Here is a 21,783-nt window from a genome sequence, read left to right on the forward strand (position 1 = left end):
CCGTCCGGCATCACTCATTTCTGTTGAGCATGCCGCCATGCGCGGTATTCGGCCTCGCCCTCGGGACTCAGCGGGTAGTATTTCCGCAGGTCTCCTCCTTGCGCCAGGCGCGAGCGCGAAAACTCTTCCCACTCGATATGCGCGCCGGCGAGTTCAACCAATTTTGCCGCAAGGGCGATAGGCACGACGACCACGCCGTCATCGTCGGCGACAATGATGTCGCCAGGGATGACAAGCACGTTAGAGCAGGCGATGGGAACGTTGACGGCAAAGGGGACGATGTTGGTCTGGGCGTGGAAATTCGGCGTGACGTCCCTCACCCAGATGCCGATATCCAATGCCGCCGCCTGGGCCGAATCGCGGATGCAGCCATCGACCACCACGCCGGCCCCGCCGCGCCCGGCGAAATAGGTCAGCATCATCTCACCGAAGATGCCGCTGCCGAGGTCGCCGCGTGCATCGACCACCACCATGTCGCCCGGTTGCGTGGGGTAAAGCACGTGACGGTGCAACTGCCGCTCCGGCTCCTCATACTCGGTCTCGTTGTAGAGATCCTCGCGCTTCGGCATGCACTGGAGCGTGAGAGCAGGTCCCGCCGCCGTGCGGCCAGGTCTCAGAGGATGCGGGCCTCGTATTTGCGGGTCGCGAATGCCCATCTTATGGTAAAGCTCGCTGGCCAGTGTCGCCGAGCCGATCGCCGCAAGCGCGTCGACCAATTCTCTCGGCGGTCGGGAAATATCTGATATCGCCGGTATCTGGTCAGCTGCCATGCCGTTTCCTCCATTGCACGGTGAGGTGACAACCTCATCGATCGTCATTCAGTTGCGTATCCAACCCGTCGTCGAAGCCATCGAGTTCCTTGTGGCGCATGTCCGCCGTTCAGCCGCGAACCGCGCCGGTTGTGAGGCCCTTGACCAGCAGGCCCTGGGCAAACCAGACGAACACAAGGGTCGGGATGACCATGAGGACGCCGGCAGCCGACATGGCGCCCCAGTCGATGCCGTACTGCGAGACGAAGTTGGTGAGCCCGACCGGCAGCGTCTGCGCGGCCTTGCTCGAGGTCAGCGTCAAGGCGAGCAGCAGGTCGTTCCAGGTGAAGAGGAAGGTGATGACCGCGCTCGCGCCGATGCCAGGTGCAATCAGCGGCGCCACGATCTGGACCAAAGTGCGCACCGTGCCGGCGCCGTCCGACTGGGCTGCCTCCTCGATCTCCTTCGGCACATCCTGGATGAAGCCCAGGAGCAGCCAGATGGCGACAGGCAGTTTGGCCGCCGTATGGCTCAGGATCAGCGCCCAGATGGTGTCGAGCAGGCCCAAGGCGGCAAATACGGCAAAGAGCGGTATGGCAAGCGCGATGACCGGGATCATGCGCATGATCAAAAGCAGCCCGAAAATCAGCATGGCGCCAGGCATCCTGAAGCGCGACAGCGCATAGGCGCAAGGAATGGCCAGCAGATGGACCAGGATGACCGTCGCTATCGAGACGATGACGGTGTTCCAGACATAACCCATCGTGTCGTACTCGGCGAAAACCGCCACGTATTGTGTCAGGGTCGCGGTCTCGGGGATAATGTGTACCGGGACGGAGAAGATGTCGGCCGAACTGCGGATCGAGGTCAGGAACAGCCACACAAGCGGAAAGACGGTGAAGGCGACGGTCAAGGCCAGCGCCAGGTATTGACCAGCGGTCCCTGCCGTGAACCGGCGTCGGCGGCGCTTTGGCCTGGCGCGTGCGGTGACGATGGCGGCTTCGCTCATATCGCTCTCCGTTTCGCAATCAGCCACGGCACTCCGTAGAGGAGCCCGAGCACGAACAGCGACATCCCGAGCGCGATGTAGGAGACCGCCGCCGCGTGCCCGAAATCCACCGCCTGAAACGCCAGCAGGTAGGAGTAAACGGTGAGCAGGTTGGTGGCGCCACCCGGCCCGCCCTGCGTCATCAGCCACACGACGTCGAAGGTCCGGAACGTGTCGATGATGCGCAGCATCAGCGCTATCATGATGACCGGGCGCATCAGCGGCAGCACGATGTGCCAGAAGCGCTGCCATGGCGTGGCGCCGTCCACCGTAGCGGCTTCGAGCGGCTCCTGCGGCAAGGACTGCAGGCCGGCGAGGAACAGCAGCACCATCAGCGGCGTGTTCTGCCAGACATCGGCGACGATCACCGAGACAAGAGCCCAGGTGGGGTCGTTGAGCCATGGAATGTCGGGCAGATTGAACATGCGCAGCAGCGCGTCGACCAGACCGTACTGGGTGTTGAACAGCCAGCGGAAATTCAGGCCCACCACGGCGGGCGCGATCATCGGCGGCACCAAAAGCAAAGTGCGGGCGAGCCGCATGCCGCGCAATTTGCCGTTGACGAGCACGGCGATCGCCATTCCAGCCACCACCTCGATCGTGATGGAAATGATGCTGAATATGGCCTGATTTCGCAGCGCCTGGTTGAACTGGCGGCCGAAGAGTTCGTCGGTGTAATTGCCCATCCCGATGAAAGGCGCCGAGCCGCTGAGATCCCAGCGGAAGAAACTCATGATGAACGAGTATCCAAGCGGGTAGATCAGGATGGCCAGCATGACGAGGAGCGCCGGGCTGGCCAGAAGGTATCCTCTCTGCCAGGTGTAGGGCAGCGGCGAACGTCGCCGACGCCCCGGCACCTGATGCTGCGCGACGGGCGGCATCGTCAATCGTAAGCTCCGGCCCGGCGCATGATCTCCTCGGCCTCGGTCGCCGCCTGGTTGAGCGAGTCGGCGGGAGAGGCCTGGTCGGTCAGGGCCTGTTCGATGGCCGAGAACATCAGCGTGCAGACTTTCGAGAAGCCGGCGAGCTTCGGCCATTCCTTGCCGTTGGCTATCGTCGTCTCGAGTTGCTGCAGCCACACGGCCTGAGGCCCCTTTGCCGCTGATATCACTTCCTTGGCGATCGCCTGGCTGCTGGGGAAGTTGGTGAACTGATCGAACTGCAGCCGCTGCGCTTCCGGACCGACCGTATATTTGATGAATTCGACGGCGGCTTCCTTGCGTCCGGATTGCCCATTGAGCGCCATGGCATGGGAGATGGCGCATGAGATCGCCGCCTTGTCCCTGACATAAGGTGCTGTCGACCATTTGCCGACGACGCGGGAGGTCTCCGGATTGGACAGGGTCGCGAAGGCGCCCGGCCAATCGAAATTGGCATAGACCGTGCCCGAGGAGAATTCGGTCGAATTTTCGTTCCACTGATAGCCGACCGCGTCGGGCGGCACGATTTTGTGCTTCTGGATGAGATCGCGATAGAAGGTCAGGGCCTTGATGCCGGCTTCGGAATTGAAAGCCGGTTTGTTGGCCTGGTCCACCCAATCGCCGCCGGCTTGCCAGAGCAGATCGCTGAAGGTGCGTTGCGCGGGGTCGCCCTGCCCCGGCACGACCAGCCCATAATGGCCATTGCCGGTCAGTTTCAGCCCGACATCGACGAGTTCCTCCCAGGTCTCGGCCGGCTTCAGGCCTTTCTCCTGGTAGATGTCGCTGCGGTAGTACTGGACGCGGGAATCCATGTTGCGCGGAATGGCCGCCAGATTACCTGTCTTGGGGTCGCGCAGGTACTTGACCGCAACCGGATAGAATTCCGCCAGTTCGGAATCGCTGAAATAGCTGTTCAGCGGAGCGAAATGGTTGAAGTAGGAATCGATCTGCGCCGTGTGGGTGCTGTAGACGTCGTATTGGCTTGATCGCGCCGCGCTCAGCGTGACCACCTTCGCCGTCAGCGGGGTAAATTCCAACAGGTCGTAGCGAACCTTTACGCCGGTCTTGGCGGTGAAATCCTGAACGATCTTTTCCCAGTATTTGGGATAGAGCGGGCCGCCGGTGATCAGCAGTGCGGTGATCTCGTTCGCGTCTGCCCTGGCAATCCACGGCGCGGCGAGCGAGCCGGCCGTCACTGCCGCGCTTGCGGCCAGGAATTTGCGTCTCGATAGGTTTGCGGACATCACAATCTCCTCCTTGGTTTGATTGGTCGGCCCATCCAGGGGTCGGCCGATAACTTTCAACCTTTCTGGCAAGTCCGCGGCGGCTTGCTCCTCCCGCCGCGATACTGCCTGGATTACGTCCCGGACGACGCTTGCGCGCCCGCCGGGCGATTAGGCACGTTTGTCCCAACGCGAAAGCGTAACGATCCTGATCTCGGACGACGGAAAGCCAGGAATGGAACTGTCGGGGACCTCCACCGTTCGATCCTCCCTTCCCGCAGACCGAGTTATGGGTTAGTGAGCATCCATGAGATAAGTTGACTGCATATCTAGCTATCAGCCTATAAGCTTATCAGACAAGTGGATGTTAATGATGGATGCCATGGAGGTCAAGCTTCAAACTTTGCCCAAGCAGGTGGCCGGCGTGCTCGCGCGTCGAATCGCCAGCAGCGGCATCACCGGTGGCCAGGGACCGTCGGAACAGCAGATCCTTCAGGAGTTCGGGGTTTCGCGCGCGGTCGCGCGAGAGGCGCTGAAGATCCTGGCGTCTCTCGACATGATCGAGATCGCGCAAGGACGACGCGTGGTGGTGCGTCCGGCCGAAGAGTGGGACTATCTCAGTCCATTGCTCATCGACTGGCTGCCGCCCGAGCAGAGCCGCGAGATTTTGGCCGAAGCGCATGCGACGCGGATAATCATCGAACCGGCCATCGCCGCGATCGCGGCCAAGCATATGACCAAGGAAAACCTTGAGCGTCTTGGCACCTTGCTGGCGGCGATGTCGGCCAGCGAGGACAATCCGGACGCCTATCTGAAACTCGACCTGGATTTCCACATGGAGATTTGCCGGGCGGCCCAGAACAGGATCCTCGACCGTTTCATGTATTCGTCCCGGTGGTGGCAGATGGCGAGCAGGCGCATTAGCAATCAGATGCCGCATGCGCTGCCCTCGGCGACGGAGATGCACAGGGCAATCTACGAGGCGCTCGTGGCGCGCGATGAAAAGCGAGCGGAAGAAGCCATGCGCCGGCACCTCAAGAAAACCACCGCGGTCGGCTTGCCTCGATGAAGGAGCGGCGCAGCCAGCATTGGCGCTGGCCGCACCGCAGCGTGTCGGGAGGACACGGCTTGATTTGGAGCAATCCGGAAAAGTGAACTAAGCTCTCTTCGCTTGCTGTTCCTGGCGCTGGCGTGCACGGAAACCGAACATGTCGCCCTTGTCCTTGATTTCCGCCCACACCGGCGCGGTAATCCTGTCGATGGCGGCTATGTCCGCGTCGGAAATCGTCCAGCCGGCGCTCTCGACATTTTCCTCCAGCTCCTTGACGGTGCGCGCGCCGACCAGCGGCGAGCTGACGCCCGGCCTGCTGGTCAGCCACTGGATCGCAAGCTGCGGAACCGTCCTGCCATAGCGCGCCGCGATCGGCTTGAGGGCGTCGACGGCGTTCACCGCGCGCTCGTAGGTGCCCGGCTGGAAAAGAACGGTGGTACGACGCTCATCGCCCTCGACGAATTTGGTATCCGCTGACAACAGGCCGGTAAGCAGTCCCTGGGCGAGACCGCTATAAGGCATCACGCCGATATTGTGCTTGCGGCAATAGGGCAGCGTCTCAGCCTCGACCTCGCGCCACAGCATGTTGTAGGGCGGCTGGAGAACATCGATCACGCCATGCTGGCGCGCACTGTCCATGTCGGCGGTGCTGAAATTCGAAACGCCGACCGCCCTGATGCGCCCTGACGAGCGCAGCCGCTCCATCATCTCCATGGTCGGGCCGATCGGAAAATCCGAGTTCGGCCAGTGAACGAAATAGACGTCGACATAGTCCGTCTGCATGCGCTTCAACGAACCGTCGAGTGCCGCCTCAATCGCGGCGGGTTCGAGATGGTTGGGCGCGACCTTGGTCGCGATAACAGCATTGCCCCGGCGGCCGGCCAGCGCCTTGCCGACGACCTCCTCGGCATGGCCATGTCCATAGGCTTCGGCCGTATCGATCAGCGTGATGCCGAGCTCCAGGGCGCGTCTGATCACCCGGATCGATTCCTCATCGTCGGCCGCGCCCCAAAACGCGCCGGACATACCCCAAGTCCCAAGGCCGATCTCCGATACCTTGACCGGCGACGATCCGAGCTGTCGCTGTTGCATCCTGTTCCTCCTGATTGACGGCATGCGTGGGCTATCGCCCTGCTGAAACCTAATTTATACGCTTATATACTCGTCTAACAAGTAGGCTCTTGCGATTTGTGATTCCTGATCGGGAGCCACGAGTTTCTCAAATAATTCAATGGTATTAAATGGTTGATGGGCCATTCACGCAAAATCCCTCAAAGGGGGTTTACGTCTTATCGCTTCATCTTGTATGCTTATTAGACAAGTTTGGCTTAGATAGAAATCTGCGTCTGTAAGCATCACGGGGAGGATTCGATGAAGATCGTGGACATCAAGACGGCGGTGGTCGCGTACCACGGCAAGGCGACCTTGATCCGTATCGATACGGACGCCGGCATCTCCGGCTATGGCGAAGCCAATCCCGACGCAGGTGCGGCCGCAATCGTCGGGCTGATCTCGGAGTTGAAGTCGGAACTCATCGGCCAGGATCCGCGCAATGTCGAATATTGTTGGGACAAGATTCGCCGCGATCATGTTTTTTCCGGCGCCCAGGCCGGCATCTTCCTCATCGCCCTGACCGGGCTAGAAATGGCTTTGTGGGACGTGGCGGCGAAAGCCGCCGGCCAGCCGCTCTACCGCATGTTCGGCGGCAAGTTCCGCGACCGCATAAGGCTCTATGCCGATTGCGGCGACGGCGACGATGAATCGGGATCGCCGCAGGGATGCGCGGCGCGCGCGCGCCGCATGGTGGCGGAAGGCTTCACCGCGCTGAAATTCGACATCGACAATCTGCACCACCCGGCGAAGTTCGACGCGGTGAACCACACCATCAATGGCGCGGAGCTGCGCTCCATGATCGAGCGCGTCGCGGCGGTGCGCGATGCGGTCGGCCCTGACATCGATCTGTGCATCGATCTGCACGCACGCTATGACGTGCTCAGCGCCAGCCGCATAGCGGCCGAGATGGAACGCTTCAATCTTCTGTGGCTGGAAGAGCCGATCCCGGCGGAAAATGTCGAGGCCCTGAAGCAGATCCGCATGCGGACCAAGACGCCGATCTGCGTTGGCGAAAATCTCTATCTGCGCTGGGGCTTTCGGGAACTGCTCCAGAATTACGGCGCCGACGTCATCATGCCCGACGTGCCGAAATGCGGCGGCTTGGCGGAAAGCCGCAAGATCGCGAATCTCGCCGAGATGTACTACGTGCCGTTCGCGCCGCATCTGGTGTCGACGCCGCTGGGCACGATGGCGACATGTCATGTTTGCGCCAGCGTTCCGAATTTCCTGGTGCTGGAATGGCACGCGCTCGAGGAGCGGGAAGCGTGGGACAGTTATATCCGCCTGCCGAACGGCGCCAGGTCGATCGTCGAAGACGGCCATATCGTGGTGCCCGACGTGCCGGGCATCGGCGTCGAGCTCGACATGGACGGAGTCCGCAAACACGCCGTCCCCGGCTTCGGCGTCTTTGAATAGCGGATGACCGGCTTGGCTGACGGGATCCGGCGCACGATCAAATAAATCCTTGGGAGGAAACCATGGGCAAGCGGATCGTCTTCACCGGCGGCAGCGGCAAGATCGGCCGGCATGTCATACCCTATTTGCTGAGACGCGGGCATCAGGTCCTGAACCTCGACTTGACGCCGCTCGATGTTCCAGGGGTCGACACCGTCATCACCAACCTTGCCGACGCCGGCGAAACCTACAATGCGCTGACGCTGCATTTCGGGTTCAAAGAGTATTTCGGCGGAAAGGGCCGCGGCCCGGTCGACGCAGTGGTCCACTTCGCGGCGATCCCGCGGATATTCCTGCGACCGGACAACGCCATGTTCGCCGCCAATGTGCAGTCGACCTACAATGTGATCGAGGCCGCCGCCAAGCTCGGCATCCGCAAGATCGTCACCGCTTCCAGCGAAACGGTCTATGGCGTGTGCTTTGCCGAGGGCGAACGCGATTTCACGTCGTTTCCGGTGGATGAGGATTACGACGTCGATCCGACCGACAGCTATGGTCTTTCCAAAGTGTTGGGTGAGAAGATTGCACGCTCTTTCGCCTCCCGTAGCGGAGCCGACATCTATGCACTCAGGATCGGCGGTGTCGTTGAACCGCAGGACTATGCACGCTTCCCGGAATTCCTGGCCGACGCGTCAAAACGGCGGAGAGACGGCTGGACCTATATGGATGCGCGCGATCTCGGCCAGATCGTGGATCTGTGCATCGAGAAGGACGGTTTGGGATTCCAGATCTTCAACGCCGTCAACGACAACATCGTTGCGGACACGCCAACGGCGGAGTTTCTCAAGAAACATGCCCCCGACACGCCAATTACGCGCTCCATGGATGTGTTCGAGGGGCCAATCTCAAATCGAAAAGTGCGCGAGGTCCTAGGGTTCAGGCAAGTACATGATTGGCGAAGCCCGGCGAATTCATGACAGTGCCTGCGCGATTGGAACGGCGATGTCGCGCGCGCATCCACGTTCGACCCAAATCTTGTGAGGAGCTTGGGGAATCATCGCGAGATGCGCAGATTTAATTTGGCGTAGAAGCCTTCGCCTGCGAGCAATGTCCTGTCCGGCTCTGATGAGCGGCAGGATCACGGAATCGACCCAGGCATTCCGCAACGCAGCTGGCGATGCCGAGACGTTCATGATGGCATGGCGTCGGAGATATCGCCGCGCAGAGAACTGACGGGCGGGACCGGTTTTTTCTGATCAACCTCCCCGCGTTTCATCGACGTGACCTGACCCTATGAAGCCATCGCGGGCTCAGACCCGATGAGGGCTTCGCGCCCGCTGCGGTCATTCGCTGGTGAAAAGCGATGACGGACCCTGACCATTCTGGATCCATCCAACGGTAGTCAGCCGCCAGCACGGCAGCCGAATACGACGCGAAGCCGGTGCAGCCGACGCCGCGCTTGACTTGCTCATATGATCCATAATAAATCATACATAATAACTTTTAAAAAGACGGCGCATCTGGGAGCATCTATGAAAATTAAGGCCATCAAGGCGCTCGTCTGCAATGCGGAAATGCGCAATTGGGTTTTCGTTCGGGTCGAAACCGATGAGCCCGGTCTGTTTGGCTGGGGCGAGGCAACGCTGGAATGGAAGACGCGTGCCGTCGTTGGCGCGCTTCAGGATCTTGAGGCACTGCTCATCGGGCAGGATCCGCGTAATGTGGAGCAGTGCTACCAGATCCTGACGCGCCACGGTTTCTGGCGTCTCGGCGTAGAGGGAATGTCGGCCGTCAGCGGCATCGAGATCGCGCTCTGGGACATTCTGGGCAAGTCGCTGGGCGTCCCGGTCTGGCGGCTTCTCGGCGGCCAGGTCCGCGATTATCTGCGCACCTATACGCATCTCGGCCTCGGCGACATGAAGGCGGTCTATGAGAGCGGGTCGGCGGACACGATCGTCGAGCGCGGACGCATCGTCACGCAGGCCGGCTACGATGCGGTCAAGGTCGTCTGCATTCCCTACACCCACTATGTCTCGCCGGCGAAGGCGGTCGACTCCGTTGCCAACATGGTTGGCGCGCTGCGCGAGGTCGTCGGTCCCGATATCGACATCATGGTCGACTTTCACGGACGCCCGGCCTCCGTCAACGCGGCAATGGACTATCTCAAGGCGATCGAACCGGCCCGCATCATGTTCGCCGAAGAGCCGGTACCGCCGGAAGATGTCGCCGGCCTGGCGCATATCACCGCGCGATCGGCGATTCCCATCGCGTCCGGCGAGCGGCTGATCGGGCGCCGCGAATTCACCCATTCGATTGCGGCGCGCGCCTTCCACATCGCCCAGCCCGATATCTGCCATACTGGCGGCCTGCTTGAGACCAAGAAGATCGCGGCTCTGGCCGAAACCGCCGGCATCGGCCTTGCGCCGCACAACCCGCTCGGCCCGATCGCCGGCGTCGCAGCGCTTCACTTCGGCATATCGACGCCGAACGTCATCATCCAGGAGGAGATGTCGGGCGCGGTTGCCTGGTACGACGATGTCGTCACCTGGCCGATCGATCGCAAACCCGGCCGCTGGGACGTGCCCGATCTGCCGGGCCTTGGCGTCACCGTGAATGAAGAAGTCATTGCGCGCCATCCCTTCAAGCAGGAAGTGCTGCATGCCCGCAACGCCGTCATGCCCGACGGCACCGTGGTCGACTGGTGAGCGCCATGACAGGCAGGCTTCAGGGAAAGATCGCAATCATCACCGGCGCCGGCCAGGGCATCGGCGCCGCCACCGCCCGCGCCTTTGCGATGCAGGGAGCAAAGACCGTGATTGCCGAGCTCAATGCGACAACCGGCAAGGCGGTCGCCGACGAATTGCGTGCCAAGGGCGCCGACGCCATTTTCGTCGAAACCGATGTCACCGACACCGCGGCAGTGGCCGACATGGTGGCGAAGACGATCGCGGCCTATGGCGGCGTCGATGTTCTCGTCAACAATGCCGGCGCCAATGTCTTCCACGAACCTTTGCAGATGCCGGACGAGGAATGGGACCGCTGTCTCAGGCTCGATCTTGAGGCCGCGTGGTTCTGTGCCAAAGCGGTGTTGCCGACGATGCTGGCAAACGGTTCGGGGTCGATCGTCAACATAGCCAGCTGCCACGCCTTCAAGATCATTCCCCACACATTTCCCTATCCGGTCGCCAAGCATGCGCTTGTCGGCCTGACCCGCTCGCTCGCCATCGAATATGCGGCGCGCGGCATCCGCGTGAATGCGATCGCCCCCGGCTACATCGAGACGCCGATCGCGCAAGCCTATTGGAACACGTTTCCCGACCCGGCCGAGGAGAAGCGGCGGGCCTACGACCTTCATCCGCCCAAGCGCATTGGCAGGCCGGACGAAGTTGCAATGACGGCGGTTTTTCTCGCTTCGGACGAAGCGCCGTTCATCAATGCCGAGACGATCATCATCGATGGTGGACGCTCGGTTCTGTACCACGACTGACAACCAAGCAGGGAGGATCCACATGAAAACGACGACAAAGGCTCTGGCAACATTGGCGATACTGGCTGCCGGACTGATGGCTGGCGCAGCAAGCGCCGACGACATCAAGATCGGCTACATCAACAAGATGGGCGAGCATCCATGGTTCGTCGCCGAAGTCGGCGGCGCCAAGAAAGCGGCCGAGGCGGCCGGCGCCACCTTCGTTTCGCAAGACGTCCAGTTCGACTCCAATCTGACGATCACCACCTTCGACACGATGGTCGGTGACGGCGTCAAGGGCATCGCCATTGTCGTTCCCGACAAGGCGCTGGGACCGGTCATCGCCGAGAAGGCCAAGGCGGCGAAAATCCCCCTGGTGGCGGTCGATGACGATATCTACTATCAGGACGGCACCCAGGTCCCCTATGTCGGCATGAATGCCCACAATATCGGTGCGCGGGTAGGCGAAGAACTGGCCAAGCTTTACAAGGCCGATGGCTGGGCCGGCAAGGAGGTGCGTATCGCCTCGATCGAGGACCGCAAGGCCGACACTTGCATGCAACGCAACAAGGGTGCCGAGGAAGCATTCCTGAAGGCGGTGCCCGATTTCAAGCCGGCGAACATCCTTCGCGTCCCCTATGACAACACGATGGTCAACGCCATCGACGTCATGACCACCACGTTGACGGCCAATCCCGGCGTCACCAACTGGATCTTCTATTCCTGCAACGATGACGGCGTGCTGGGCGCGGCGCGAGCGCTGGAAAACGCCGGCTATGCCGCGGACCAGGGCATGGGCATCGGCATTGACGGCAGCCGCGCCTGCGAAGCCTTCGGATCAGGAAAGCCTTCGGCATTCCGTGGTACGATGTGGCTCAATTCGGCAAACCATGGCGCGCTGGCGGTGAAGATCCTGCTGGCCTCGATCAAGGACGGAACGAAGCTGCCCGTTCAGTCCTTCACCGACCCGGAATACATCACCGCCGGCAATTTTGCATCGGACTACAAGGCCAAGCTCTGCCACTGAGCCGGACCTGCGTCATGCGCCTCCAAGGCGCATGACGCTCTTCAACTGCTCGGATCGATCCTTGGGAGTGAGCTTTGACGCAATCCGACTTCTTCTCGCTCGATGGCATATCGAAACGCTTCGGCATCGTGCAGGCGCTCGACAACGTTTCGATCGCCTTCCGGCCAGGCGAGGTGCTCGCTTTGGTCGGCGAGAACGGGGCCGGCAAATCGACGATGATGCGCATTCTCGAGGGCGTCTTCGGTCCCGACAGCGGCACCGTGCGGCACGGCGCGACGCCGATTGTTTTCGGCGAACCGCGCGACAGCCACCGGGCCGGAATACGCGTCATCCATCAGGAGCCGGAGATCGTTCCGAACCTGACGGTGGCCGAGAACATTTTCGTCGGCGAATTGCCGCGCCTGGCAGGCGTCCTGCTCGACTGGCGCAAACTGGAGGAGCAGACCGACCGGGTGCTTGCGACCTTCGGCATGCAGCAGGACATGCGGCCACGCCAACTCTGCGGCACGCTCGGCCCCGCGCAACGCCAGATGATCGAGATCATGCGCGCCATCCGTGCCGGCGGCCGGCTGATCGCCTTCAATGAGCCGACCTCGTCACTGACCGATGATGAAGCGCGTCGCCTGTTTTCCGTCATCCGCCGGCTGCGCGAGGAAGGCACATCGATCATCTACATCTCGCACCGGCTGAACGAGATCATCGATCTTGCCGACCGCATTGTCGTTTTGCGCGACGGCAGGCTGGTCGATGATTCGCCGGCCGCCGGCGCCAGCGAGCAGACCATCGCCAAGCTCATGGTCGGCCGCAACATCGACGATCTGTTCACCCGCGAGACCTGGCGGTCCGGGGAACAATTGCTGGATGTGGCCGGATTGACCACAGACCGCGTCAGCGATGTCAGCCTCAGGGTTCGTCGCGGCGAAGTGCTCGGCATCGCCGGCCTTATGGGTGCGGGCCGCTCCGAATTGGCAAAGGCGATTGTCGGCTATGACCGGCGCATCGCCGGCACCATAGCCATGAACGGCGTGCCCGTTCTCCCCAACAGTCCGCATGCGGCAATCGTCGCGGGCATCGGTTTTGCTCCCGAAGACCGCAAGCACGAGGCGTTGCTCCTGTTCCGAAGCATTCTCGACAACGCAGCACTTTGCGTGCCTGACAAGACGTCGAGCTTCGGCTTCTTCAACCGCCGCAAGGCGCTGGAGATTGTCTCGCCGCTGGCAGCCAAGATGTCGATCAAGGCACCCAACCTCGACGAGCAGGTTTCGAAACTGTCGGGCGGCAATCAGCAGAAGGTCGTTCTGGCGCGCTGGCTTGCCCGGCAGCCGATGCTGCTCATCCTCGACGAACCGACGCGCGGCATCGATATCGGCGCCAAGGCGGAAATCTATCGGCTGATCGATGAACTCGCGGCAAGCGGCATTGGTATCATCCTGATTTCCTCGGAAATGCCGGAACTAATCGGTCTCGCCGACAGGGTTCTTGTCATGGCAGGCGGCCGCATCACGGCAGAACTTGCCCGCCCCGACGTCGACGAAGCGACGATCCTCAAACACGCCATGCCGCAATCCGCACCAGCGCCTGGAGACCACATTCAATGAACAGCCTCGAGCTTCGCGCATCGAAAGCGCAGACCGACGCCAGGGGCGCTTCCGCGCGCGTCGTCGAGCGCCTCGGCGTTCACAACATCAGCCTTCTGGTGGCGCTTGCCATTCTCATCATCATCTTCGGCTCGCTGCGCGGCGACGTGTTCTTCTCCAGCCGAAACCTGCTCAACATCGGCCTTGGCGTCACCATTCTCGGCGTGCTGGCGATGAGCCAGACCGTGGTCATCGTCGCCGGCGGTCTCGATATCGCCGTCGGCGCCACGGTCGGTCTGACCACAGTCTCGACGGCAATGGCCATCCAGGCGACCGGGTCGCCGGCGGCCGGCATCGTTGCCGGCCTGGTGCTTGGTGGCCTTGCCGGTCTCGTCAACGGCATCATCATCACCTACGGGCGCGTCAACGCGGTCATTGCCACGCTCGGCACCATGGCGATCTTTCGCGGCATCGCCTTCATCATGTCCGACGGCCAGTCGATCGCCATCTTCAGCGACACGTTCCGGTTCATCGGCATTGGACGCATCCTCGGCCTGCCGTTGCTGGTCTGGATTCTGGTGCTGACCGCGATCGCATTCCACCTCTTCCTCGCGCGTTCGATCGTCGGCCGCAACATCTATGCGCTCGGCGGCAATCCCGTTGTCGCCCGCTTCTCCGGCATCAACATCAACCGCTACCGCGTCGGCATCTACATCATGAGTGGTGTTGCCGCCGGATTGGCCGGGATCCTGCTGGCTGCCCGTACCGGTTCGGGTCAGCCCGTATCCGGATCCCAGGGCCTGGAACTCGAGGCAATCACGGCGGCCGTGCTGGGTGGCTGTGCCTTGCAGGGCGGCAAGGGCACGATTGTCGGCGCGCTGCTCGGCGTCGCCATCATTGGCGTGCTCAACAATGGAATGATACTGACGTCCGTGCCAACCTTCTATCAATTGCTTGCAAAAGGCTCACTGCTGATCCTTGCTGTGGTCATTGCCGAGTACCACTTGAACAGGACATGACGATGGACGCGGCGACCGCTGCAATCGATCAAGGCAAGCAGGACCTTCCTGCCGGGGATGGCGCCAATCTGTCCCTGAAGGATCGCATCGCGCGCGATCTCGGGCAGCGCATTCTCGCCGGCACCTACGCGCAGCACGTGGTCCTGCCGACGGAAGCTGAACTGTGCGTCATATACGGCGCCAGCCGCACGGCGCTTCGCGATGCGCTGCTGACACTTTCGGCCAAGGGACTGATCGAGGCGCGCAAGCGGGCTGGCACTCGTGTGCGCGCGTCGAGCGAATGGAACAGGCTTGACGCGCAGGTTCTCGAATGGATGCGCGATATCGAGCCTGATCTCGATTTCGTCCGCGGCCTGATCGAGGCGCGGCTGGTCATCGAGCCGGCTGCCGCCCAGCTTGCGGCCAGGATGGCGACCGCGGGCGATCTCGCGGTGATCGAAGCCGCCTATGAGGCCATGCGCATTGCGCCGGAGGACGACCTCGCGGCCTGTCTCGATGCCGATGTCCGCTTTCATACTGCTATCCTGCGCGCCAGCCGCAACCCGGTTTTCGCCAATCTCGGCAATATGCTGGCAGCCGCACTCAGCTTCTCTTTCCGACTGACCACATCGGCCACGGCCAATTATCAGCAGACGCTCAGCGCCCATGGCGATGTGCTGGAAGCAATCCGCATGCGTAGGGTCGACGACGCTCACGACCAGATGAAAGCGCTGATCGGCATCGCCTCGAACGACCTTCTCGCTGTCGCTCGCAAAGGCCGCCACCAACAGCCGGTCCCTACTGCCAGTCCGCTTCGTCCTTGAAGCGAAAGACCGGAGCGATCGGACCGAAGGCTTCTTCCTGTGCGAGCCGCATCGGCGCCTGCATTCCGCTCAGCACGGTTGGTTCGAACCAGGTGCCGCCGAGCGCATGCGACTTGCCGCGAGTCTCGATGCGCGCGCCGCGATCCACGGCGTCGCCGACAAGCTCCGCCACCTTCGCCACGGCTTTCGCGTTGATGAGCGGCCCCTGCACCACCTCCGGCGCGGCGCCGTCACCGACTTTCAGACCAGCAACCTGCTCGGTCAGCTTTGCCACGAAGGCAGCGTGGATGCCGTCCTGCACATAGATGCGGTTGGTGCAGACGCAGGTCTGGCCGGAATTGCGGAATTTCGAGGCAACGGCGCCGGCGACGGCGAGATCGAGATCGGCGTCGTCGAAGACGATGAACGGCGCATTGCCTACAGCTTCTTCAGCGTATCGGCGCACTGCCGCATCAGGAGCTTGCCGACGGCTGTCGAGCCGGTGAAGGAGAGTTTTCGGATCACCGTATGCTCGCAGAGCAGCCGCCCGATGCCGGCGGCGTCCTTCGACGGCACGATGTTGAGCACGCCGGCCGGAATGCCGGCCTGCCGGGCAAGCTCGGCGATTGCGAGCGCCGTCAGCGGCGTTTCCTCCGAGGGTTTGACGACCATGGTGCCAGCCCGCGGCGAGTGCCGCCGCCGCCTTGCGGGTGATCATCGCCAGCGGGAAGTGATGGCGGCGCAGACGCCGATCGGCTGTTTCAACACGATGAAACGCCGGTCGCGACCGGCCGACGGGATGACGTCGCCATAGACGCGCTTGGCTTCTTCCGAGAACCAATCGACGAAGGAGTCTAGAATCCGGCACGACCACTCGCCGAGCAGTCTACATTCTGGCCGTATAAACTGCGGATGCGGCAGGCGATGTGCCTTGTGGGCTACCCGCTGCTCAACCCAGCGAGCCTGAGGTAAAGTGTCTGTCTGAGGGGCTGGCGGTTAGCCGCCGCCGCCCATGGTCACGGACATAAAAGCCCGGAAGGCGGCCGCCGCCGGGCCGATTGGTCTATCACGCGACCAGGCCAGGCCGACATCCATACTGGGGATCGGTTCGACAAGCCGGCGCACTTCGATGCGCTGCCCCTCCAACGACCATGGTCGGTAGACCATGTCGGACAGAACAGTGACTCCCATGCCGGCAGCCACGAGCGAACGCACGGCCTCGACCGAACTGGTGGTAAGCACTGGGCGGAGCGTAAGCCCCGCGGCATCCCAGTAACGGGCTGCCGTCGTGCGTGCCTCGTCCACCGTCAGCATGACATAATCTTCCGCCGCCACATCGGCGAGGCCGATTTCCTGCCGCGCGAGCAGATGATGATCCGCCGAGAGCCAGAGCCGGCGGTTCGACCGCATCAAGACCTCCTGCGCCAGTTCCTCGGTGTGCGCCAGGTTGGACACCAGCATCACAGCCATGTCGATCTCCCCGCTCATCAAGCCGCTTTCGAGAGCGTCTCGAGGAAGTTCCAGCACCTCGACCTCGATCTGGGGGTAGGTCTTTCGAAACCGCGTGTAGTGGCGCGACATGTAGTAGCCGACGACCGTGTAGGTCATGCCCAGCCGCAGCTTACCCTCCAGACCCTTCCTGTCGCGCAACGGGCTTCGGACAGCGGCTGCGACTGCCCCGGTGATGACACGCGCATGTTCAAGAAACCGCGCGCCCTCCATCGTCAACCTTACGCCAGCGTGGTTACGCTCCAAAAGCCGTACGCCCAGATCAGCCTCCAGCGTCTTTATCGCCGCAGTGACCGCCGATTGTGAGATGTTGAGTTCCACCGCAGCATGACTGACCTGTCCGCTCTCGGCGGTGGCGATGAAATAATCGAGCTGTTTCAAGGTGATGGTCATGGCGCACTCCGACCCAGAACCATTATCTGTTTTTTTGATATCACAATCAATAAACTACTATTTCACAAATGCCCGCGCATGCGCAAAAAATGCTGCAACGCCGCAGAGACGGCAGCTTCGAGGGGTAACAATGCGATGGCGGTGACGCTAAACTGCGACATGGGCGAAAGCTTTGGCCTTTACAAGGTTGGCGACGATGTGGGCATGATGCCGATCATCGACGTTGCCAATGTCGCCTGTGGTTTTCACGCTTCCGATCCGGATCACATGCACGCAGCCGTCCGCGGCGCCAAGGCGAATGGCGTAAAGATCGGCGCCCATCCAGGCTTGCCGGACATTCAGGGTTTCGGCCGGCGGGAGATGCGGATGACCCGCGACGAGGTCAGGAACGCCATCATTTACCAGGTGGGAGCGCTTGCCGGCTTCCTCAAGGCAGAGGGTGTGGAACTCCACCATATCAAGCCGCATGGCAGCCTCTACTTCATGGCCATGCAGCAGGAGGCAATTGCCCATGGCGTATGCGACGCGGCAGAGGTTTTCGGCGTCCCCCTCTTCGGCATGACGGGCACCCTGCACGAGAAGATCTATCAACAGCGCGGCATCCCATTCGTCGCCGAGTTCTATGCCGATCTCGACTACGATGCCTCCGGCAAGCTGATCCTGACACGCGTTCATGACGCCAAGGACCCCACGGAGATGGCCGAGCGTTGCGTGCGCGCCATCAGCGAGGGCGAGGGCACGGCACAGGACGGCAGTTTCTTTCCCGTGCGCTGCGAAACCATCTGCGTGCATTCCGATACGCCGAACGCCATCGAAATAGCCAGGGCCGTGCGCGCCGCAATTGCCCCTTGGCATTGAGCCAACCGAAACCGCCGCACAGGCGGTTTCAAATCAGTCTGTCTGCAGTTTTCCGGAGCTTTTCATGGCCCAGATTCTATCGCCTCTTCCCGGCACTTTCTATCGGAGCGCTTCGCCGGACCAGCCGCCCTACAAGGCGGATGGCGACGCGGTCTCCGCCGGAGACGTAATCGGTCTCATCGAAGTGATGAAGTCGTTCCACGAAGTGAGGGCCGAGACGGCCGGTAAGAACATCCGCTTCCTTGCCGACAATGAAGAGCCCATCATGGCTGGCGCGCCTATTGCGGATCTCGACTGATGCTGAAAAAGCTTCTGGTTGCCAACCGGGGCGAGATCGCGGTCAGGATCATCCGGGCCGCACAAGATCTGGGCATCGCCACTGTGGCGGTGTATTCGGCCGCGGATGCCGGGGCGCTCCACGTCGAGCTTGCGGACGAAGCGGTCAACATCGGCCCACCGGCAGCAAAGAAGTCCTATCTCAACATCGAAGCAATTTTGACGGCTGTCCGCGAAACCGGCTGCGACAGCGTTCATCCTGGCTATGGCTTCCTTGCCGAGAATGCCGCCTTTTCAGATGCGGTCACAGGCGCCGGACTGGTTTTCGTCGGCCCGTCGGGGGATGCGATCCGGATGATGGGCGACAAGGTCTCGGCGCGATCAGCCGCCGCCGCCGCGGGTGTCCCAGTGGTGCCAGGCTCGGCTGGACGGGTCGAGGGCCTCGAGGCTGGCCGCGAGGTGCTGGCCGAAACCGGCTTTCCGGTGATGATCAAGGCTGCGGCAGGCGGTGGCGGGCGGGGCATCCGCATTGCGAACTCGTTCGCCGAATTCGAGCAAGCCTTTCCTCAGGCCGAAGCAGAAGCCCTCGCCGCCTTTGGCGACGGTGGTCTCTACATGGAAAAGGTGATCGGCAAGGCCCGCCATGTCGAGGTGCAGATCCTGGCAGACGGAAGCGATGCCATCCACTGCTACGAGCGGGAATGCTCGCTGCAGCGGCGACGCCAGAAGGTCTGGGAGGAGGCTCCGTCGCGCGCACTTTCCGACGGGCTGCGCGAGGAGCTCTGCGCTTCCGCGGTCGCTTTGGCAAAGGCGGTCAAGTATTCTGGTGCCGGTACGGTAGAGTATCTTTATGACGATGAAGCAGACCGCTTTTACTTCATCGAGATGAACACCCGTATTCAGGTCGAGCACCCGGTCACCGAGGCGATTACCGGCATCGACCTCGTGGCTGAGATGCTTCGCATAGCCGGCGGCGAGAAGCTGCGGATTCGGCAGGGCGATGTCTCCGTCAAGGGGCATGCGATCGAAGTACGGCTCAATGCCGAAGATCCGGCGAAGGAGTTCGCTCCATTCCCCGGGCAGGTGGCCGAGCTTCGCGTTCCCGGCGGTCCGGGCGTACGCTTCGACTCGATGCTCTACCAAGGCTATCAGGTGCCGCCCTTCTATGACTCGCTGCTTGCCAAGCTGATCGTCCACGCAGAGACGCGCGAGGCGGCGATAGTGCGGTTGATCCGCGCGCTTAACGAGTTGAAGATCGGCGGGCTCAAGACCACCAAGCCGCTGTTTCTTGCGCTGGCCGCCGATCCGGCGGTGCGGGCGGGAGACGTGCATACCCGCTGGCTGGAAGGCTGGCTCATCGAAAACGCCGCAGCATCGGCGGGCTAAGGAGGACCGATGTCGATACGATTCAACTTCGGCGGTGACGAACATATCTTCGGCGAGGTTTCCGAGGAAATGTCGCTCACCTCGTTCTTTACCGGCCTTTCGATGACCAACGCGGTGCGTACGGCAGGCATCCGGGGCGTCACCGAGATCTGCCCAGCCAACGCCAGCTTCCAGATCCGCTTCGACCCCGACATCGTCAGGCCGCAGGATTTGCTCAGCGAACTGAAGTCGATGGAAGAGGCGGCCTCAAAGGCTGCCCCGGTGCTGAAGACCCGGATCATCGAACTGCCGGTTTTTTTCCAGGATCCATGGACGCGTGAAACCTGCTTGCGCTTCCGCGAGCGCCATCAGGACCCGTCCTCCACCGATCTTGAATATTCGGCACGCATCAACGGCTACGCCACGGTGGAAGAGTTTATCGCGGCCTATTCCGGCCAGCCTTGGTTCGTATCCATGGTCGGCTTCGTCGCCGGACTGCCCTTCCTGTACCAGATGGTTGAGCGCAAGAAACAGATTCAGGCTCCGAAATATTTGCGTCCACGCACCGACACTCCCAAGCTCACCATTGGCCATGGCGGCTGCTTTGCAGCGATCTATTCGGTGCGCGGCGCTGGCGGCTACCAGATGTATGGCATAACCCCGGCCCCGATCTACGACCCTACCAGGAAGGTGCGCTACCTCGCCGATGATATGTGCCTGTTCAAGCCAGGCGACATCGTCAAGTTCAAGGCCATTGGTCGCGATGAGTACGACGCCACGCTGGAGGAAATCGAAGCCAATCAGTGGCAGCCGACGATTCGCGAATGCACCTTCAGCCTGACCGACTTCAACAGCGATATTTACGGCACAAATGCAAAGCTGATGGAGCTTATCAATGGCCGCTAAGGTAATCTCTCCCGGCCTCTCCACTTCCGTGCAGGACCTTGGCCGACCAGGCCACTATCATGTCGGCATCCCCGAAGGCGGCGGCATGGACCGCTTTGCCACACGCATCGCGAACCTGCTTGTCGGCAACGATCCCGGTGCGGCGGTGCTCGAAGCCACCTTCATGGGGCCTGAACTGGAATTCACCCAATCGGCAGTCATCGCCGTCACGGGGGGAGAGCTGCCACCCAAACTTAATGGCGAGGAACGGCCGACCTGGGAAAGCTTTCCGGTGAAGACAGGTGACCGGCTGTCCTTTGGCTTCCTCAAGGGCGGCGCGCGCGCTTATCTAGCCATCTCCGGCGGCATCGACGTACCCGTGGTTCTCGGCTCGCGCTCGACCTATATTCTGGGCGCACTCGGCGGCCATCAAGGCCGCACGCTGAAGGCCGGCGACGAGCTTCCCATCGGTGAAGGCTCCGGCAAAGCCGGTCTTTCGCTGCCTGCCAACCTGCGCCGTGTGTGGAATAGTCCGGCGGAACTCAGAATGCTTCCTGGCATGTACTGGCATCGGATTACTGAAGCCGCAGGCAATCGGTTCTTTGAGGAAACCTGGAAGGTCGCGCCCGAGGCTGACCGCATCGGCTATCGCTTCCGCGGCGGGACGCCGCTGGAGTTCGTTGAGCGTGAGCAGCCTTTCGGCGCAGGCTCCGACCCCTCGAACATCGTCGACGCCTGCTATCCCTACGGATCCGTCCAGGTGCCGAGTGGCACGGAGCCGATCGTTCTTCACCGGGACGCGGTTTCGGGTGGCGGCTATATGATGCTGGGTGTGGTGATCTCGGCCGACATGGACCTGATCGCCCAGCTTCAGCCGCACACCCCGGCGCGCTTCGTTGCGGTGACGCTGGAAGACGCGCTGGCCGCGCGAGCGGAACAGCGCGCCGCGCTGGCGCGTGCCGAAGGGTATCTGGCCGGCTGACGTCAGCCGGGAAATGCCGGCGGAGGAGCCGGAGGTGAGGAGATCGGCCGGCCAAAACCGACCGCGCGCGGCGGAAGACAAAATCCGGTGCGCGAAACGACAAGACGACGCCGGGCAACGGCGTGAATTTGGCCATCCGAGCAGT

Annotated in this window: 20 protein-coding genes and 1 pseudogene; 14 read left to right on the forward strand and 7 right to left on the reverse strand. The window is 62.0% G+C overall.

Annotated elements, in window-relative coordinates:
- Nucleotides 1–14: 14 nt before the first annotated feature.
- From JG747_RS29835 to JG747_RS29850, 4 genes are all read right to left on the reverse strand, one after another.
- A complete protein-coding gene (locus JG747_RS29835) occupies nt 15–770 on the reverse strand; it encodes an RraA family protein (protein WP_027047205.1) in 756 nt (251 codons plus the stop codon).
- A 109-nt stretch (nt 771–879) separates the two neighbouring features.
- Nucleotides 880–1,758, reverse strand: a complete 879-nt coding sequence (locus tag JG747_RS29840) for a carbohydrate ABC transporter permease (RefSeq protein WP_051726729.1) — start codon at nt 1,756–1,758, stop codon at nt 880–882.
- The gene (locus tag JG747_RS29845; RefSeq protein WP_051726728.1) at nt 1,755–2,678 is read right to left on the reverse strand and encodes a carbohydrate ABC transporter permease; all 924 of its coding nucleotides are present in this window, start codon (nt 2,676–2,678) and stop codon (nt 1,755–1,757) included. The genes JG747_RS29840 and JG747_RS29845 overlap by 4 nt, the downstream gene beginning before the upstream one ends.
- Nucleotides 2,679–2,680: 2 nt before the next feature.
- Complete coding sequence (locus tag JG747_RS29850) at nt 2,681–3,961, reverse strand: ABC transporter substrate-binding protein (protein WP_020628978.1); 1,281 nt, start codon at nt 3,959–3,961, stop codon at nt 2,681–2,683.
- 394 nt (nt 3,962–4,355) lie between these two features.
- Here JG747_RS29850 and JG747_RS29855 point away from each other — a divergent pair, with 394 nt between their 5' ends.
- Nucleotides 4,356–5,009, forward strand: a complete 654-nt coding sequence (locus JG747_RS29855) for a FadR/GntR family transcriptional regulator (protein ID WP_196774196.1) — start codon at nt 4,356–4,358, stop codon at nt 5,007–5,009.
- An 87-nt stretch (nt 5,010–5,096) separates the two neighbouring features.
- On the opposite strand, the gene JG747_RS29860 is transcribed toward JG747_RS29855, so the two are convergent.
- Nucleotides 5,097–6,083 (reverse strand): aldo/keto reductase, encoded by a 987-nt coding sequence (locus JG747_RS29860; RefSeq protein WP_063827333.1) that lies wholly within the window; start codon nt 6,081–6,083, stop codon nt 5,097–5,099.
- Nucleotides 6,084–6,362: 279 nt separating this feature from the next.
- Here JG747_RS29860 and JG747_RS29865 point away from each other — a divergent pair, with 279 nt between their 5' ends.
- From JG747_RS29865 to JG747_RS29900, 8 genes are all read left to right on the forward strand, one after another.
- On the forward strand, nt 6,363–7,520 hold the full coding sequence (locus JG747_RS29865; RefSeq protein WP_069091366.1) for a mandelate racemase/muconate lactonizing enzyme family protein: 1,158 nt from the start codon (nt 6,363–6,365) through the stop codon (nt 7,518–7,520).
- Between the two features lie 62 nt (nt 7,521–7,582).
- Entirely contained in the window at nt 7,583–8,476 is an 894-nt protein-coding gene (locus JG747_RS29870; RefSeq protein WP_202360605.1) for an NAD-dependent epimerase/dehydratase family protein, read from the forward strand.
- 555 nt (nt 8,477–9,031) lie between these two features.
- Complete coding sequence (dgoD, locus tag JG747_RS29875) at nt 9,032–10,204, forward strand: galactonate dehydratase (RefSeq protein WP_202360606.1); 1,173 nt, start codon at nt 9,032–9,034, stop codon at nt 10,202–10,204.
- A 5-nt stretch (nt 10,205–10,209) separates the two neighbouring features.
- Nucleotides 10,210–10,986 (forward strand): SDR family oxidoreductase, encoded by a 777-nt coding sequence (locus tag JG747_RS29880; RefSeq protein WP_202360607.1) that lies wholly within the window; start codon nt 10,210–10,212, stop codon nt 10,984–10,986.
- 22 nt (nt 10,987–11,008) lie between these two features.
- Nucleotides 11,009–11,992 carry a substrate-binding domain-containing protein gene (locus JG747_RS29885; protein WP_019860184.1) on the forward strand — a complete coding sequence of 328 codons (984 nt, stop codon included), beginning with the start codon at nt 11,009–11,011 and terminating at the stop codon, nt 11,990–11,992.
- A gap of 74 nt (nt 11,993–12,066) precedes the next feature.
- Nucleotides 12,067–13,590, forward strand: coding sequence for a sugar ABC transporter ATP-binding protein (locus JG747_RS29890; protein WP_202360608.1), 1,524 nt, complete (start codon nt 12,067–12,069; stop codon nt 13,588–13,590).
- A complete protein-coding gene (locus tag JG747_RS29895) occupies nt 13,587–14,588 on the forward strand; it encodes an ABC transporter permease (protein WP_064986293.1) in 1,002 nt (333 codons plus the stop codon). Before JG747_RS29890 ends, JG747_RS29895 begins: the two co-directional genes overlap by 4 nt.
- Nucleotides 14,589–14,590: 2 nt before the next feature.
- A complete protein-coding gene (locus JG747_RS29900; RefSeq protein WP_244748270.1) occupies nt 14,591–15,391 on the forward strand; it encodes a FadR/GntR family transcriptional regulator in 801 nt (266 codons plus the stop codon).
- Here the strand turns inward: JG747_RS29900 and JG747_RS29905 are convergent.
- Both JG747_RS29905 and JG747_RS29910 read right to left on the reverse strand, forming a co-directional pair.
- Nucleotides 15,378–16,222: pseudogene (locus tag JG747_RS29905) on the reverse strand (aldehyde dehydrogenase family protein); the annotation flags it as partial. The gene JG747_RS29900 and the pseudogene JG747_RS29905 sit on opposite strands and share 14 nt — an antisense overlap.
- A gap of 144 nt (nt 16,223–16,366) precedes the next feature.
- Complete coding sequence (locus JG747_RS29910; RefSeq protein ID WP_202360610.1) at nt 16,367–17,272, reverse strand: LysR family transcriptional regulator; 906 nt, start codon at nt 17,270–17,272, stop codon at nt 16,367–16,369.
- Nucleotides 17,273–17,407: 135 nt separating this feature from the next.
- Here JG747_RS29910 and pxpA point away from each other — a divergent pair, with 135 nt between their 5' ends.
- The 5 genes from pxpA to JG747_RS29935 all read left to right on the forward strand — a co-directional run bounded on the left by pxpA (nt 17,408) and on the right by JG747_RS29935 (nt 21,638).
- Nucleotides 17,408–18,130, forward strand: coding sequence for a 5-oxoprolinase subunit PxpA (pxpA, locus tag JG747_RS29915; RefSeq protein ID WP_019860192.1), 723 nt, complete (start codon nt 17,408–17,410; stop codon nt 18,128–18,130).
- Nucleotides 18,131–18,194: 64 nt separating this feature from the next.
- Nucleotides 18,195–18,428 carry an acetyl-CoA carboxylase gene (locus tag JG747_RS29920; RefSeq protein ID WP_019860193.1) on the forward strand — a complete coding sequence of 78 codons (234 nt, stop codon included), beginning with the start codon at nt 18,195–18,197 and terminating at the stop codon, nt 18,426–18,428.
- Nucleotides 18,428–19,792, forward strand: a complete 1,365-nt coding sequence (locus JG747_RS29925; protein WP_202360611.1) for an acetyl-CoA carboxylase biotin carboxylase subunit — start codon at nt 18,428–18,430, stop codon at nt 19,790–19,792. Before JG747_RS29920 ends, JG747_RS29925 begins: the two co-directional genes overlap by 1 nt.
- A 9-nt stretch (nt 19,793–19,801) precedes the next feature.
- Nucleotides 19,802–20,677 (forward strand): 5-oxoprolinase subunit B family protein, encoded by an 876-nt coding sequence (locus JG747_RS29930; RefSeq protein ID WP_019860195.1) that lies wholly within the window; start codon nt 19,802–19,804, stop codon nt 20,675–20,677.
- Nucleotides 20,667–21,638, forward strand: coding sequence for a 5-oxoprolinase subunit C family protein (locus tag JG747_RS29935; RefSeq protein ID WP_020628981.1), 972 nt, complete (start codon nt 20,667–20,669; stop codon nt 21,636–21,638). Before JG747_RS29930 ends, JG747_RS29935 begins: the two co-directional genes overlap by 11 nt.
- The last annotated feature ends 145 nt before the right edge of the window (nt 21,639–21,783 follow it).

The organism is Mesorhizobium sp. 131-3-5 (genome assembly GCF_016756575.1).
Classification (GTDB): Bacteria; Pseudomonadota; Alphaproteobacteria; order Rhizobiales; family Rhizobiaceae; genus Mesorhizobium; species Mesorhizobium jarvisii.